This window comes from Sorangium sp. So ce1036, from assembly GCF_051369805.1.
In the GTDB taxonomy this organism is placed as follows: domain Bacteria; phylum Myxococcota_A; class Polyangia; order Polyangiales; family Polyangiaceae; genus Sorangium; species Sorangium cellulosum_F.
Genome location: NZ_JBBMOX010000002.1, coordinates 678,901 through 693,549 on the forward strand (window position 1 = coordinate 678,901; position 14,649 = coordinate 693,549).

Consider the following 14,649-nt stretch of genomic DNA (forward strand, 5'->3'; position numbering starts at 1 on the left):
GCGGGGAGCGAGGGCGCGGGGAGCGAGGGCGCGGGGCGCGAGTCGAACGAGGTACCGGGGAACAGCGCGGACAGCGCGCGGCGAGCGGCGCCGGCGGGGGCCGACGAGGACGATGACGAGGGCGTGGACAGCCACTCGCGGCCGACGCCGGTGCGCAACACGCCGACCCTCGTCGCCGAGCTGACGCGCGACTCCCGCCCGACCACGGTGGGCGGTGCGGCGCTCTTCGCCCAGGTCGTCTTTGCGCGGGAGGCCGCCGGTGATGTCTCTGCCGAAGCCGCTGCCTCCCCGCCGCGGGTGTCCTCGCCGCCGTCGGAGGAGCCCGCGTCGAGGAAGTCTGCCTCGCAGGCGCCGGCGTCGACCGAGCGAGGCCCGGACGAGCCGGCGTCGAAGGAGCGGGCCACGAGCGAGCCGGCGTCGGAGGCGCGAACTTCGAGCGAGCCGGCGTCGGAGGCGCGAACTTCGAGCGAGCCGGCGTCGAAGGAGCGAACTTCGAGCGAGCCGACGTCGAAGGAGCGAGCTTCGAGCGAGCCGGCGTCGGAGGCGCGAACTTCGAGCGAGCCGGCGTCGAAGGAGCGAGCCTCGAGCGAGCCGACGTCGAAGGAGCGAGCTTCGAGCGAGCCGACGTCGAAGGAGCGAGCTTCGACAGAGCCGGCGTCGAACGCGCCTGTCTCGCCGCCCACGGCGCTGGCCGTCACCACGCCCCCGCCGCCGGAGGAGCCCTCGCGATCGACGGGAGAGTCCGCGCGGTCCACGGAAGTGCCCTCGTCCAGCGCGCCATCGCTGCCGTCCGTGGACGCGCCAGCCTCCGCCCAGGCGCCGTCGCCGGCGCCGCCGTCGGAGCGGCCGCCGTCGGAGCGGCTGCCGTCGCCGCAGGAGCTATCGCCCGCGGCCTCGCCGGAGGAGCCACCCGAGGAGGACAGCGCGCCCGCCTCGGCGCCGGTCTCCGAGCCGCTGAGCGGCTCACGGCCCGCGTTTGCCCCGACGCTGCTGCGGGAGCTGGAGGCGGCCGAGGCAGAGCGCGCCGCCCGGGAGCGTGAGGAAGAGAAGGCCAGGCGAAAGCAGGCGGCCAGGGAAGCGCGAGCCTCGCGGCGACGCCGCGACGATTGGGGCGCTCGCCTGAGCCGGGTCGTTCCGTTCCTTGGCGTCGGCCTGATCGCGGCGGGCGTGATCGCAGCGCTCGCCAGCGGCGGGCGAGCCCCGGCGGAGCTCGACCCCCAGCTCGGCCCGGGGCGGCCCCCCGCGAGCGCGCCCGCTGCGTCGGGGCCCGCCCCGGTCGACCCGGCCGCAGCCGTGGAGACGCCCGCGTCCACCGCCCCCGCGCCCGAGGCCGCGCCCGCCGCGCCCGACGCCGCCGCGCCCGAGGTGCCGGCCGAGCCACCGCCCGACGAGGCGACCCGGAAGGCGCTGCTCGACGCGGTCAGGGCGCGCCAGTGGGTGAAGGCCGCCGAGGCGATCCACCTGCTCGGCGAGCGCGATCCGACGGCGCTCCGCGAGCGCCCGCTCGCGATCGCGGTGCGCAACGTGGCCATCGCCATCGCGAGGACGGGCGAGGAGCACGCCGACAGGATCTTCGACGCGCTCGCGCGCCGCTTCGGCGCGGCGGGCATCGACGTCCTCTACGAGCTGGTCGAGACCCGCGGCCGCTCCACGCCCGCCACGCGCGCCGCCAAGCTGCTCCGTGACCCGGAGGTCGCGGCGCGCGGAACCCCTGCGGTCCGGATCTCGTTCGAGCTGCGCGACGCCACCTGCGGCGAGAAGCTCCCGTTCCTCGAGCGCGCCGTCTCCGAGGGCGACGCGCGCACCCTGGTGGTGCTCGAGACGGCGGTGAGGCCCTGTTACAAGAAGAACAGGGCGATCGACGAGGCGATCAAGAAGCTGAGGGCCCGGCTCCAGGGCGGGTGACCGCCCCCTCTAGAACCGCACGCGCTCCTCGAACGGCACGTCGCCGACCGAGATCACCTCGCCGAGCACCCACGCCCGCTCCCCGCTCCCGGCGAGCGCCTCGATGGCCCGGTCCGCCGCGCCCTTCTCCACGACGGCGACGAGCCCGACCCCGAGGTTGAACGTGCGCCGCATCTCGGCCTCGTCCACCGGCCCTCCGCGCTGGAGCACCTGGAACACCGCGGGCCGCTCGTAGGAGCCGAGGTCGAGCCGCGCGCCCAGCCCGTCCGGCAGCACGCGCGGGAGGTTCCCCGGCAGCCCGCCGCCCGTGATGTGCGACAGCCCCCGGACCGCCTCCCCGCACGCGGCGAGCAGCGCCGTGATGGCGCGCGCGTAGATCCGGGTCGGCGTGAGCAGCGCCTCGCCCACGGTCCGGCCGAGCTCGTCGAGCCGGTCGCCCATCCGGAGCCCCATCTCCTTCTCGAGCACCCGCCGCGCGAGCGAGTAGCCGTTCGAGTGCAGCCCGCTCGACGCCACGCCGATCACCGCGTCGCCGGGCGAGACGCGCTTGCCGTCGAGGATGCGCGAGCGCTCGACGACGCCCACGGCGAAGCCGGCGAGGTCGTACTCGCCGTCGGCGTACATGCCGGGCAGCTCGGCCGTCTCGCCGCCGAGGAGCGCGCAGCCGGCCTGCTTGCACCCCTCGGCGATCCCGCGGACCACCGCCTCGCCCACGTCGACGTCGAGCTTGCCGGTCGCGAAGTAGTCGAGGAAGAAGAGCGGCCGCGCGCCGACCGTCAGCACGTCGTTCACGCACATGGCGACGAGGTCGATGCCGACCGTGTCGTGCACGCCGGTGGCGAACGCGACCTTCAGCTTGGTGCCCACGCCGTCCGTGCCGCTGACGAGCACCGGCTCGGACAGCCCGCCCGGCAGCGCGCACAGCCCGGCGAACCCGCCCACGTCGGCCAGCACCTCGGGGGTGCGCGTCGGCTTCGCGAGCCGCTTGATGCGCTCGACGAGCGCGTCCCCTGCATCGATATCGACCCCCGCTTCCCGGTACGTGACGCTCATGGCAGGCGCCATCCCATACCTCGGCGGCAAAGGGAAGCGGGAGGGCGGCGGGCGCGCTCCCGGCGAGGCCCCGGGGCCGCCGGCAGGGCCGGCTCGCTCCCGGGGGCTCGGCGGTCGCCGGGGAGGCCGGCGCGCTCCGCCCCGGCGCGGCGCGGCGAGGACGCTGGGCTGCCTGGCGCCGGGGCGGAGCGCGCGTGTGCGGCGGCGATGCTGTCCGGGTCGGCGCATCGGCGGTAGGGGCGGCCAGAGCGGTTGTGCGCGCCCGCCCGGCGACTGACGGGCGAGTCTGGGCGGGATATACTCGGCGCAACATGGCCACGCGCCGTTCCGCCCAGCCACCGCCGCAGCTGGATCGCCGTCCTGAGGCCAGGGCTTTTCAGATTGACGAGCTTCTCCCCAGGGTTCGAGAAGGGAAGATTCGCATCCCTCCTTTCCAGCGCGGGTTGAGGTGGGAAGACTCGGACCGCCTTGATTTATTTGATAGCATCTACCGGGGTTATCCCGTCGGGACGCTGCTCTTCTGGCAGCGTGAAGCGCCTGCGGCGCGGCTCTCGCTGGGGAAGCTGAGCCTCGATGCGCCCGCGCGCTCCGATGCTCTGTGGGTCGTCGACGGGCAACAGCGCATCACGACGCTCGCCGAGACCCTGCTCGGGCACCCCGTATCCGGCGCGCGCGCCATCCATTTCGATCTCGGAGGCGTGAAGTTCGTCTACACGAAGGTCCCTGGAGAGGCCGATGCGGAGGGGCGCGAAGAGACCGAGGCGGAGAGGCCCTCCCCCAGGCTGCCGCTGGCCGTCGTGCTCGACTCCGCGCAGCTCCTCGAGTGGTTGTTCGCTCATCCCGCGCTCGACCCGGCGCAGCGCGCCCTCGTGCTCGACGTCGGCAAGCGGATCCGGGAATATCAGATGCCCTGTTACATCGTCGAGACGAGGGACGAGCAGGTGCTGAGGACCATCTTCCACCGCACGAACCGCTCGGGTCGCCCGCTCGAGGCGCACGAGGTCTTCGACGCGCTCTTCGGGGCGCTCAGCCAGCATCAGCCTTCTGACCTGCGCCACGTCGCGCAGAGGGCCTCCGAGATGGGATTCGGTCCGCTGCCAGAAGGCGACGTGCTCAACGCCCTGCTGGCGGTGAAGGGGCTCCCGCTCGATCGCGACTTCACCGACGCGCTGGATCGCGACGAGGTGCCCGGGGCTCTCCGGGCCACCGAGGCCGCCCTGCGGGAGACGATCGTCTTTCTCCGTCGTGACGCCGGCTTCGCGCACGTGGAGCTCTTGCCCTACACCTTGCCCGTCGTGGTGCTGTCGAAGTTTTTTCACGAGTTCCCGGCGCCTCGTGATCGCAGCCGGTTGCTGCTGCGTCGCTGGTTATGGCGGGGGGCGCTCGGCGCCCGCCTGACCGGAGCCACCGTGGGGATGAGGCAGCACCTCGCCTGCATCCGGAAGGACGATGAGGAGGGCTCGGTCCAGCGGCTGCTGGCGCTCGCAGGGACGGCGCCGGCCGAGGACGTCACGCTCCTCCACAGCTTTCACTTCGCCAGGGCGCGCAGCAAGCTCCAGTGCTGCGCCCTGGCGTCGCTGGGGCCTCGGGATCTGGTGACCGGGGAGCTGCTCGATCTGCCGGCGCTCCTGTCCGCGCCCGGCGAGGAGAAGGTACCCACCGTGCTACGCGGCAAGCTCGCCGAGGATGACCGCGCCTCAGGCCTGGCGAACCGCATCCTGCACCCGCGGCTCCCGATGCGAGGCCTGATCCAGGCCATCACGGCGACGAGCGACGCTCGGACGCTCGCCTCGCATGCCATCTCGACCGAGGCGCAGGCGGCCTTGCGTGATGGCGACGCCGCGCGGTTCCTCGCGCTGCGGGAGGCAGCGTTGCAGAAGACCGTCGAGCGCTACTTCCAGCGGCAGGGCGAGTGGAGCGCCGACGACAGCCCGTCCCTGGCTTCCATGATCGTGAGCGAGGATTGAGGCATGCTGCTGCGTGTTCTGCTTCGCGAGGTGCCGGTGGGCGTGCTCGAGCGGTATCGGGACGGGCGTATCGCGTTCCGCCTCGATGAGGGCTACATGGCGCTCCCCGACCGTCCCGTGCTCGGTCGGTGGTTCGAGGATCACCTGGTCCCCCCGCTGGAGTACACTGGACAGAGCGGCCGGTTGCCTCCGTTCTTCCAGAACTACCTGCCGGAGGAGGAGAGCGCGCTTCGCGCGCTGCTGGCTCGCAAGGCCGGCGTGAAGGAGCAGCAGGAGCTGCCACTCCTGGCCGCGCTCGGCGGCGATCTTCCCGGCGCCATCGTCGTCCGGGCCGAAGACTCGGCGGCGCCAGACGCCGAACGCGACGAGCTTGCCCCCCCGTCTCCCCCCGGGGAGGACGCGCTGCGCTTCTCTCTGGCCGGGATGCAGCTCAAGTTCTCGGTGCTTCAGCAGGGGAGTCGCTTCACCCTCCCCGTCACGGGCCAGGGCGGACGCTGGATCGTCAAGCTGCCGGATACGCGGTATTCTCGCGTTCCAGAGAACGAGTACTCAATGCTCGCGTGGGCACAGGAGATCGGTGTCCGGGTGCCGGAGTTCAGGCTCGTACAGGTCACGGACGTCCAGGGATTGCCGGATGAGCTGCGCTTCGACGAGGCGCTGGCGCTCGCGATCCGGCGATTCGATCGGGATGAACAGGGAGCCCGCATTCATCAAGAGGACTTCGCCCAGGTCCTGAACGTGCGTCCGCGGGACAAGTACAGGGGCCACAACTATGCGACGATCGCGAACATCGTGCGAACCGTGTGCGGCGAGCCCGATTTCGAGGAGCTGGTACGCCGCCTCGTGTTCGTCGTGCTGAGCGGCAACGCCGACGCTCACCTGAAGAACTGGTCGCTGGTCTATCCCGACGGCCGCCGTGCGCGCCTCTCCCCCGCCTATGATCTCGTCTCCACGCTGGCCTATGGGTCGGGCCTCGACCAGCGTCTCGCCTTGCGCCTCTCCGGCGAGAAGGACTTCTCCAGCATTGCCCGATCCCACTTCGAGACGCTGGCCGAAAAGATCGACGCGTCGCCGGAGCGCACGGGCGCGCTCGTGACCGAGACGGCGTCGCGCGCGCGAGAGACCTGGGCCAGGCTGCGCGGATCGTTGCCCATCGCTCCTCGCGCACGCGAGACACTGGAGAAGCACCTGGCGATGTGCTCGATCTGATCGGCGCAGACATCACGGAAGACGCGAGCTGACGCGGCATGCGCGCGCACCGAGGAGGCGCATACCGACAGCGGCGTCCGCACGTCGCGTGACCTTGGCCGGGGTCGGGGCGGTCAGGGCGGCACACGACGCTCCGCCAGCGCGGAGCGCGGCGAGGCTTTGTCGCGCCGGAGATGTTCGACTCGAAATGATGGTAAAGTGGCATGCCTCGCCGTAAAGCCATCGACCTGCTGGTGTGTCGGTCCGACCGCGCGGTCCGCTCCGGACCTCCAGCGTGACGCCGACCATCGCAGCCGCGCTCACGGCGCTTGTCCCCTTGTCTTCTGCACCGCTGTCGACATCCTACGCGTCCATGTCTGTCACACCCGAGCCCGCTCCTCCTCTCCTCCTCGTCGCCGCCGCCGTCATCATCGAGCGCGGCCGTGTCCTGCTCACGCAGCGCAAGGCGGGCGCTCACCTCGAGGGCGCCTGGGAGTTTCCGGGCGGGAAGGTCGAGGCCGAGGAGGACCCGCGGGACGCCCTCGTCCGCGAGCTGCGCGAGGAGATCGGCGTCGAGGCCGAGGTCGGCGACATCGTGGAGGTGACGTACCACCGCTACCCGAAGCGGCCGGTGCTGCTCCTCTTCTACGCCGCCTCCCTCGCCGAGGGCTCGCCCGCGCCCACCGCGCTCGACGTCGCCGCCGTGCGCTGGGCCGAGGCGCCCGATCTCCGGGACGAGCTCTTCCCGCCCGCCGACGTCGCGGTGCTCGCCAAGGTGCGCGCGCGGCTCTCGGCGAGCTCCTGAGGCTGCCGCCGTCGCGGTCAGCGCCGCTCCGCGCCCGCCGCCCCGCTCAGGCGGCGAGGCCGGGCCGCCGGGCCGAGAACGGCGCCAGATCCAGCGGCGGCTCCTCCCCCGTGATCAGCGCCGCCACGATCTTCCCGGTCACCGGGGCGAGCAGGACGCCGTTGCGGAAGTGCCCTGTCGCGAACACCAGGTTCGCGATCTCCCCCTCGCCGAGGATCGGCAGCTCGTCGCGCGGGTGCGGCCGGAGCCCGGCCCACGTCCTGCCGAGGGGCGCCTCCCCGAGCGCGGGCACGAGCCGGAGCGCCGCGGTCAGCAGATCGCGCACGGCCCGCGACGTCACCGCGGGCACGTACCCGGCGAACTCCATGGTCGCGCCCACGAGCACACGCCCGTCATCCCGCGGCGACAGGTAGCAGCCGGGGCCGAAGACGATCTGCGACAGCACCGGCGACGCCGGCGTGAGCTCGACGATCTGCCCGCGCACCGGCCGCACGGCCTGCGGCGCGAGCCCCGACGCCTCGATGAGCGACGACCAGCTCCCCGCCGCGAGCACCGTCCAGCGCGCCTCGACCCGGGTCCCGTCCTCGAGCAGCGCCCCGACCGCCCGCGCCCGCTCGACCAGGACGCGCCGGACCGCCGCGCCGGCGCGGAACTGCACGCCGGCGCGCTCGGCCGCGATGCGCAGCGCGCGCAGCAGCGACGGCGGATCGATGCGCGCCTCGTCCGCGAACCACGCGCCGCCGGTGACCTCGGCGCAGAGCGCCGGCGCGCGCGCCCGCGCCGCGTCGCCGTCGCAGAGCTCCATCGCGAGGCCGGCGGCCTTTTGCCAGGCGATCTCGCGCGCGATCTCCTCGCGGCCAGGCGCGGTGAGCGCCACGCGGAGCGCGCCGCACCGCCGGTAGCCCACGTCGACCCCGGTCGCCTCGGCGAGCGACGCGACGAGCTCCGGGTAGAGGGCGCGGCTGGCCAGGCAGAGCCGCGCCATGGGGCCATCGCCCGCGGCCTCGAGCTGCGGGCCGAGGATGCCGGCCGCGGCCCAGGAAGCGCCCTCGCCCGGGCTGCGCTCGAGGACGCGAACGGAGAGCCCGCGCCGGGCGAGCGAGAGCGCCGATGCGCACCCGGCCACGCCGGCCCCGATCACGACGACATCGCTCATCGCCGCGTGCATAGCACGCCGGGCGCCGGGAGCAGCCGCCCAACCTGGAGCGCGCCGCCCGCGACGCGCCGCGACGCTCGCGCCGCCGCCGTCCGGGCGCCTGCTCAGGTGAGCGGCAGGGCGCCCCCGGTGTTCAGCACGTCCTCGCCGAAGCTCGTGACGTCCTCGAAGCCCATGTAGTGAAAGCAGCTCACGAGCATGTCGGCGAAGGAGCGTTTGTTGTCGAAGTCGAGCAGCCGCCCGCGCCGGAAGTGGTCGTGCGCCTTGCCCGCGAAGACGACCAGGCTGTCGTTGATGCTGTGGGTGTCGCCCTGCCCGAGCTCGTTCCAGTGCACGACGAGCGTGTGGTCCCAGAGCGTGCCGTCGCCGTCGCTCGTGCTCTTCAAGATCTCGTAGAGCTTGGTGTTCTGCTGCCAGAGGTGCTTGTGGATCTTGCGTATGTCGGCGAACGCGGCGTCGTCGCTGTTGTGCGAGATGTCGTGGTGACCCTCGCTGAGGCCGAGGTTCGAGTAGACGCGGTTGCTGGTGTTGCCGCTCCAGTTGAAGTTCACCACGCGCGTCAGATCGCAGGCGAACGCCAGGGCGCTGATCTTGAAGAACAGCTCGCCCATGATCACGTGGTTCTCGTCCTTGTAGGGGTCGAGCCGCTCGCCGAGCGGGGTCGGCACGCACGCGGCCGCGTCGCTGGGGGCCTGGAGCGCGCGCTCGACGTCGCGGAGCGCCTCGAGGTGCTGCTGGACCTTGGCGCGGTCCTCGGCGCCGAGCTTGGTGAGGAGGGTGTTGCCCTCCTCGCGCACCAGATCGATGGCCGACTGCCGCTTCGCCAGGCGCCTCAGCACCTCTTGCTGCGCGGCCCCGTCGGACGCGAAGCTGAAGATGCGGGCGTAGGCCTCGTACGGATCGGTCTCCGGCGGGATCGGGTTCTGCTCGCCCACGGGGCCCGCGTGGGCGTGCGTGTTCCAGATGTTGTTGTACTTCTGCCCGATGCGGAACACGAGGTGCCGGTGCGCGACGCCTTCCTCGGCTTCCAGCACGCGGCCGCCGATCACGTAATCGGCGCTCGGCCCTTCCACGTAACCGATGGTGGTCTCGGCGCCGCCGATCGGGAACGACCCGGTGCCGGACTTCCACGGCGCGAGCGAGCTGCCGCCCTGCTGGTGGTTGTCGGCCCGCTCGTCCTCCGGCAGATTATGGAAGCGCTTGTGCAGCTTGTTGAGGAAGACGAGATCCTCGCGGTAAGGCTCGAGCGGGGCGAGGAACTCGCCGAGCTGAAAGCTCGTCTCCCCGGCGGCGCTGAAGCGCTTCGCCGTCTGGTCGCCGTTCGCCTGGAACACGAACATGATGCGGCGCGGGGAGGGCGCCGTCTGGGCGCGCGCGCGGCTCGAGCGCATCGCATCGAGGAACGGGAGCGCGAGCGCGACACCGGATGCGCCACGCAGGAAGGTTCGGCGGCTCAGCGGTCTCATGGGGTCTCCGGGTTGATCACGGGGCGGTAGCGGAAGGCGTCGGTCTGCGCGAGCGCGACCACGAGCTCGGACAGGCTGTAGCCGCTCTCCTTGAACGCGGTCGAGAGCGCCGCCATCGAGCAGCGGTCGGCGCCGGTCGTGTCGCGACCGAAGAAGAAGCGGAAGTTCTGCAGCACGTAGCAGGCGCGCGCCTCCTCGCTCTGCGCGAGGCGCTGGCCCAGCTCGGCGGCGCTCGCCAGGGGGCCGTTGATGTCGAGCGTGGCCGTGATGTCGCTCGAGGTGTCGACCGGCCTGCCGTCCTCGTCCACGGCGCGGAAGCGGCCCGCGGCGTCGAACGACTCGAACACCACGCCGATGGGATCCATCAGCGTGTGGCACCCCGCGCAGCTCGGCTCGGTGCGGTGGAGCTCGAGGCGCTCGCGCTGCGACAGCCCCTCTCCCAGGCCCTCGAGATCGAGCTGAACGTCGTTGGGGGGAGCGGGCACGAGCTGGCACAGCAGGTCGGTGCGCACCTTGAGGCCGCGCCGGACGATCGAGGTGCGCGTCGCCTTGTCGCGCGCGAGCAGCATGCCCTGGGTCAACACGCCCGCGCGGCCGGGCATGTCGACCTTGACGAACGCGTCGCCGGTCACGCCGCTCACGCCGTAATGCTGCGCGAGCGCGCCGTTCACGAAGCTGTAGTCGGCGGTGAGGAGCTCGTCGAACGAGCCGCCCGGGCTCGAGAACAGGCTCTTCACGAACGCGCGCGTCTCCTCCTGCAGCAGGGCGGGCAGATCGCGCACGAGGTCCGGATACACGGCCGGATCGCGCGTCATGCCGCTCAGGAGGTCGGTGTCGAGCCACTGGTCGAAGAACTCGAAGAGGCGCTCGGCCCTGGGATCGGCCAGCATGCGCCGCACCTGGGCCTCGAGCTGCTCCGGCGTGCCGAGCTCGTCCGCCGCCGCCGCGCGCGTGAGCTCCTCGTCCGGCAGCGACTGCCAGACCAGGTACGAGAGCCGCGAGGCCATCTCGTAGGGCGTCGGCTCGGTGACGTCGCCCGCGCTCGGCTCTCCGAGCTCGACCCGGTAAAGCACGTTCGGCGACTGGAGCATGCTGAAGACGACCCACTCGATGCCGTCCTCGAAGGTGTGCCCGTCCGCGCCCGCGGTGAAGCGCTCCTCGTAGCGCTCGACCTCGGCCTCGGTGAGCGGCCTCCGGTACGCCCTGGCGCCGAAGGTGTGGATGAACTCGCGCGCGCACTCGAGGTCGCCGAGCGCCGCCGGATCGCAGGAGACCAGGCCCGGGGCGCGCGCCGCGACGGCGGCGATCTGCTCGGCGGCGTCGAGGTACTTCTGCGCGACGAGCGAGCCGACGGTCAAGAAGCTCGCGTTGTTGCGGAAGCCGAGCGACTCGGGCTCGTGCGGGAACGTGGCGACCGCCGTGTCGATGGCGGAGGCCACGCCCGAGACGCCGGCGAAGAGATCTTTCAGCGTGTTGGAATACTCGTGGTTGCTGAGGCGGCGGAGCGGCGCCGGGCCGGGCTGCGGCGTCTGGCAGAAGGGCGAGTCCAGCACCTCTTCCGGGGGCTGGCCGCTCCGGGGCACGTCCCCGCTGCCGCCGCGGTCCCCAGCCTCCGCGCCGGGTTGCGTGGGCTCGCCGGGGCCGCCGATCCGGCCGTTGCACGCCGCGACGAGCGCGAGCAAGAGCGGCGCGGCGTACCTGAGCTTCGCGCCGGGGAGCTCGAGAGGCCAGCGATGCGTGTGTTGCTCGGGGTTCACCGTCTCCTCCACGCCGCGCCTGACGAGAGGCACGAGCCGGTGCGGGCGCCGACCACACGGGTCGACGCCGACATGGGTCCTCGACGCTGCGACTCAACAGCGACGAGAGGAGAAAGGTAACAGAGCCCGTCCGGTCAGGCACACGTCTACGGGCCGATCGCGCGCACTTTTGTGCTCCAGCGGCGCACTCGCTCACTCATTTTTCGCGGCTCTTGCCACGTTTTTGAGTGTCGACGGCAGCGGCGCCTCGCGCCACGCCGAACATTGCTGCCGAGAGTAAACTGCTTTGGTGGCCTGTCGGGGCTCGCAGGCGGACGGCTGCTCCGGGCTCGTCGGCTCGTCGCTGTTGCTCGTGGTGCCGGAGAGACGAAGTCTCCGCGGGGCCGCACGCAAAAGCCATGCGGAGGGGGACGAGAAATGTGAATGCAAGAGCGGAGATGGATGAGGGGCGTTTCACGCCGTCGCGGAGAAGCGTCACCGGTTCTCCGGCTAGACCGGCTCTACCGCGCGGGCGTTTCACGCCGTCGCGGAGAAGCGACCAGGGTACCAGCGCCGCCATGAACGAGCCGCGGGATCTCGCGCCTGGTGCGCGAGTGGGGCGAGCTCGATCGACGGATCGGGCTGCGCGAGCAGCTCGTCAGACAGAGCCTGGGGCGACAAACGGGTTGAAACCGCCTGAAAAGTGCAGAAGCTCGAACCGCCAAGGCGCCAAGGAGAGAATCAATTCTTGGCGTCCTTGGCGGTTGAGCTCTCGCTTGTTCAACGTGAACGGTGCCCCAGCGCTGCTGCGGGAAGTCGGGCCGAGAGGCGAACCGCCATGACGCCAAGGGCGCCAAGAAACCAGGGAAGTAGAAGGGGAAAATGGAGGGACAACCCTTCCCCTCTCTTCTTGGCGTCGTTGGCGCCATGGCGGTTCTTCTGCTGAGCCGGGGCAACTCCCCGCAGTCGTGCCAGAGCGCGCGACCGCTACGCCGACGCCCCCCCACCGCCCTCCTTGGCTGCCGCCGCGGGGACGGGCGCCTCTGCGGCGTCGGACGCGCTCGCAGCGGTTCGTGATGCTTCCGCCGCGGCGTCGGACGCGCTCGCAGCGGCTTGCGACGCTCCCGTCGCGGCGTCGGGCGCGCTCGTGGCGGTTCGCGGCGCTTCCGTCGCGGCGTCGGGCGCGCTCGCGGCGGTTCGTGGTGCTTCCGCCGCGGCGTCGGGGGCCCCCGCGGCAGCTTGTGACGCTTCCGCTGCGGCGCCGGGCGCCTTCGCGGCGGCCTTGGGCGCCTTCGCCGCGGCCGCGCCCTCCGGCGCCTTGGCCGCCGGCGCCCTGGCCGCCGCCTCCGACGCCGCGCCGTCCGGCGCCTTGGCCGCCGCCTCCGGCGCCGCGCCCTCCGGCGCCTTCGCCGTCGCCGCCGCGGCCTTCGCCTTCTTCTCCTTCGCGGCCTTCGCCTCGAGCGCCCCCGCCGCGATCGGCTCGCGCTTGCCGTGGCCGACCGCGCGCGGATCGCCGTACGGGAACGCCGCGCTCCCGCTCGCGTCGATCGGCTTGCGCGGCGCGTCCGGATCCGCCGACGGCCGCGGCGGCGGCGCGATCGGGCGCGGCGCGCGCAGCCGGTTGCCCGGGCCCGCCTGCGTCCAGACCTGCACGTCGCCGAGCACGCGCGTCCTGTTCGCCATCCGCCGCTGACCGCGCACCCCGAGCAGCCGCTCGACGAACGTCGGCGGCGACGTCGCGCCCGGCTCCCCCTTCACCCAGCACGTGTAGTCGCCGATGCCCGTGCCCCGGAACGCCTCGCGGCACACCGCGATCCCGTGCTCGGCCGCGATGTCGCTGAGGAGCCGACCCGGCTCGGTCTCGACCGTCCTGTGCTCGTTGACGAAGGTGACCCTGGGCATGTCCGGGCGGGAAGGTCGTGCGCCGCGCCCAGCGCGTCAAGAACCGGCGCTTCCGTCCTTCGCGTCCCTCACCCGGCGCAGCACCCGCGCGATGCCGAACAGGTTCCACCCCGCGAACCCGACGAACAGCGCCACGAGGGCGACCGCCCAGCGCGACGCGCGCGGGGAGCTGCCGTCGACGAGCAACCACGCGCCGTCCGGCACGCCGGCGCCCGTCTGCTCCTCGACCACGGCCGCGAGGCGCGCGTGCCGGATGCCCGCGCTCCGGAACGGCACGAGCCGCCCCGCGAACGCGCTCGGCGGCACGAAGCGCGGGCCCTCGAACCCCTCCGGCACCCGGATCTCGACCCAGAGCGCCGGGTTGCCGGCCACCGGCGAGAGCCGGAACGAGTCGCCCTCCGCGGCCCGGCCGTAGCGGATCGCGCCGCTCGTCCCGAGCAGCCCCGTGGCCCGCACGTAGCGGTTCGCGAGATCCGCCCCCGGGCGCAGCGGCGCGAGCTCGCCCACGTCGACGGGCTGGCCGGACGACAGCGCATAGCGCGCCTCGCCGAGCAGGGCGAGCGCCATCCCCAGCGCGGCGATCGCGGTCACCGCCATCAGCGCCACCGTCACCGTGCGCGCCTGCCTCGGCGGCGCCGGCAGCGCGAGCAGCTCCGGATCGGGCCCGGTCGTGCCGAGACCGGGGCCGCGCGGGCCGCGCGCGCCGTGCGGGAAGGTTTCCAGGGTCGAGGTCGGGTCGGTGGGCACGTGTCGCCGAGTATAGCCGGAGCGAAGGCCGCGGTGCTGCGGCCGCGCCCGCCCTGTCCAAGACAACCGCGCCCCGGGGCGGTTCCGGCCGCCGCGCGCGGGCGGGCCGCCCGCGGCGGCTTGCCTGCCCGCGGCGGCTTGCCTAGCCTGAGCGCGATGCCGAAGAACGATAACGCCATCGTCTGCCCGTCGTGCGGCGCGAACAACGCCTCCGTGACGGCGAGCGGGCGCTGCATTGCGTGCGGCGCCCGGATGGACTCGCTGCGGCCCGCCCAGAGCTCCGACTTCGAGCGCCAGCGCCGCTACCAGCAGGAGGGCTTCTCGATCCTCTGGTGCCTCATCGCCCTCGTCCTGCAGAGCGTGCTGACCGCGGCGCTCATCGGCGGCCTGCCCATGCTCGTGCAGCAGCTCGATTTCGAGGGGTCGAACGGGATGATCGTCGCCATCCCCGTCTGGTTCCTCGGGGGCACCCTCCTCGGCATGATCTCGCCCGGCAAGACGTTCCTCGAGCCGGTCGTCGCCTCGCTGCTCGTCGCGATCCCGACGGTCTTCTACCTCCTGCAGAGCCAGACCGTCCGGACGATGCCGCTCTTCATGTACGTGATCATGGCGCTCATCGGCGTGCTCTTCACGCTGATCGGCGCCTACCTCGGCGAGCGCATCCAGCTCGGCCCGCCCCCGAAGGCGGCCGACTGAGGACGCCCGGCGTGAGGACGCCCGGCGG

The 14,649-nt window shown here is 72.6% G+C and carries 10 protein-coding genes and 1 pseudogene; 5 read left to right on the forward strand and 6 right to left on the reverse strand.

Features of this window, described 5'->3' with window-relative positions; translation table 11 throughout:
- Positions 1–470: 470 nt before the first annotated feature.
- Positions 471–1,040 (forward strand): annotated as a pseudogene (locus WMF31_RS39535) (pentapeptide repeat-containing protein); the annotation flags it as partial.
- Between the two features lie 874 nt (positions 1,041–1,914).
- Here WMF31_RS39535 and purM read toward each other — a convergent pair.
- Positions 1,915–2,958, reverse strand: a complete 1,044-nt coding sequence (gene purM, locus WMF31_RS39540) for a phosphoribosylformylglycinamidine cyclo-ligase (RefSeq protein ID WP_436607052.1) — start codon at positions 2,956–2,958, stop codon at positions 1,915–1,917.
- Between the two features lie 443 nt (positions 2,959–3,401).
- Between purM and WMF31_RS39545 the strand changes: the two genes are divergently transcribed.
- The 3 genes from WMF31_RS39545 (at position 3,402) to WMF31_RS39555 (ending at position 6,918) form a co-directional block, all read left to right on the forward strand.
- Positions 3,402–4,925, forward strand: coding sequence for a DUF262 domain-containing protein (locus tag WMF31_RS39545; protein ID WP_436607053.1), 1,524 nt, complete (start codon positions 3,402–3,404; stop codon positions 4,923–4,925).
- 3 nt (positions 4,926–4,928) lie between these two features.
- Entirely contained in the window at positions 4,929–6,134 is a 1,206-nt protein-coding gene (locus WMF31_RS39550; RefSeq protein WP_436607054.1) for a type II toxin-antitoxin system HipA family toxin, read from the forward strand.
- A 352-nt stretch (positions 6,135–6,486) separates the two neighbouring features.
- Positions 6,487–6,918: a (deoxy)nucleoside triphosphate pyrophosphohydrolase gene (locus WMF31_RS39555; RefSeq protein WP_436607055.1), complete on the forward strand. Its 432-nt coding sequence runs from the start codon at positions 6,487–6,489 to the stop codon at positions 6,916–6,918.
- Positions 6,919–6,964: 46 nt separating this feature from the next.
- On the opposite strand, the gene thiO is transcribed toward WMF31_RS39555, so the two are convergent.
- The 5 genes from thiO to WMF31_RS39580 form a co-directional block, all read right to left on the reverse strand.
- Positions 6,965–8,074: a glycine oxidase ThiO gene (thiO, locus tag WMF31_RS39560; protein ID WP_436607056.1), complete on the reverse strand. Its 1,110-nt coding sequence runs from the start codon at positions 8,072–8,074 to the stop codon at positions 6,965–6,967.
- A gap of 104 nt (positions 8,075–8,178) precedes the next feature.
- Positions 8,179–9,540: a DUF1552 domain-containing protein gene (locus WMF31_RS39565; RefSeq protein ID WP_436607057.1), complete on the reverse strand. Its 1,362-nt coding sequence runs from the start codon at positions 9,538–9,540 to the stop codon at positions 8,179–8,181.
- The gene (locus WMF31_RS39570) at positions 9,537–11,297 is read right to left on the reverse strand and encodes a DUF1592 domain-containing protein (protein WP_436607058.1); all 1,761 of its coding nucleotides are present in this window, start codon (positions 11,295–11,297) and stop codon (positions 9,537–9,539) included. Before WMF31_RS39570 ends, WMF31_RS39565 begins: the two co-directional genes overlap by 4 nt.
- A 966-nt stretch (positions 11,298–12,263) precedes the next feature.
- Positions 12,264–13,178, reverse strand: a complete 915-nt coding sequence (locus WMF31_RS39575) for a hypothetical protein (protein WP_436607059.1) — start codon at positions 13,176–13,178, stop codon at positions 12,264–12,266.
- A gap of 36 nt (positions 13,179–13,214) precedes the next feature.
- On the reverse strand, positions 13,215–13,925 hold the full coding sequence (locus tag WMF31_RS39580; RefSeq protein WP_436607060.1) for a hypothetical protein: 711 nt from the start codon (positions 13,923–13,925) through the stop codon (positions 13,215–13,217).
- A gap of 156 nt (positions 13,926–14,081) precedes the next feature.
- On the opposite strand from WMF31_RS39580, the gene WMF31_RS39585 reads away from it, so the two are divergent.
- A complete protein-coding gene (locus WMF31_RS39585; RefSeq protein ID WP_436607061.1) occupies positions 14,082–14,621 on the forward strand; it encodes a hypothetical protein in 540 nt (179 codons plus the stop codon).
- The last annotated feature ends 28 nt before the right edge of the window (positions 14,622–14,649 follow it).

Bases quoted from the DNA above. Each gene is read 5' to 3' on its own strand.
- purM (WP_436607052.1), bottom strand. From the start codon at position 2,958: ATGAGCGTCACGTACCGGGAAGCGGGGGTCGATATCGATGCAGGGGAC.
- WMF31_RS39550 (WP_436607054.1), top strand. From the start codon at position 4,929: ATGCTGCTGCGTGTTCTGCTTCGCGAGGTGCCGGTGGGCGTGCTCGAG.
- WMF31_RS39555 (WP_436607055.1), top strand. From the start codon at position 6,487: ATGTCTGTCACACCCGAGCCCGCTCCTCCTCTCCTCCTCGTCGCCGCC.
- thiO (WP_436607056.1), bottom strand. From the start codon at position 8,074: ATGAGCGATGTCGTCGTGATCGGGGCCGGCGTGGCCGGGTGCGCATCG.
- WMF31_RS39565 (WP_436607057.1), bottom strand. From the start codon at position 9,540: ATGAGACCGCTGAGCCGCCGAACCTTCCTGCGTGGCGCATCCGGTGTC.
- WMF31_RS39575 (WP_436607059.1), bottom strand. From the start codon at position 13,178: ATGCCCAGGGTCACCTTCGTCAACGAGCACAGGACGGTCGAGACCGAG.
- WMF31_RS39585 (WP_436607061.1), top strand. From the start codon at position 14,082: ATGCCGAAGAACGATAACGCCATCGTCTGCCCGTCGTGCGGCGCGAAC.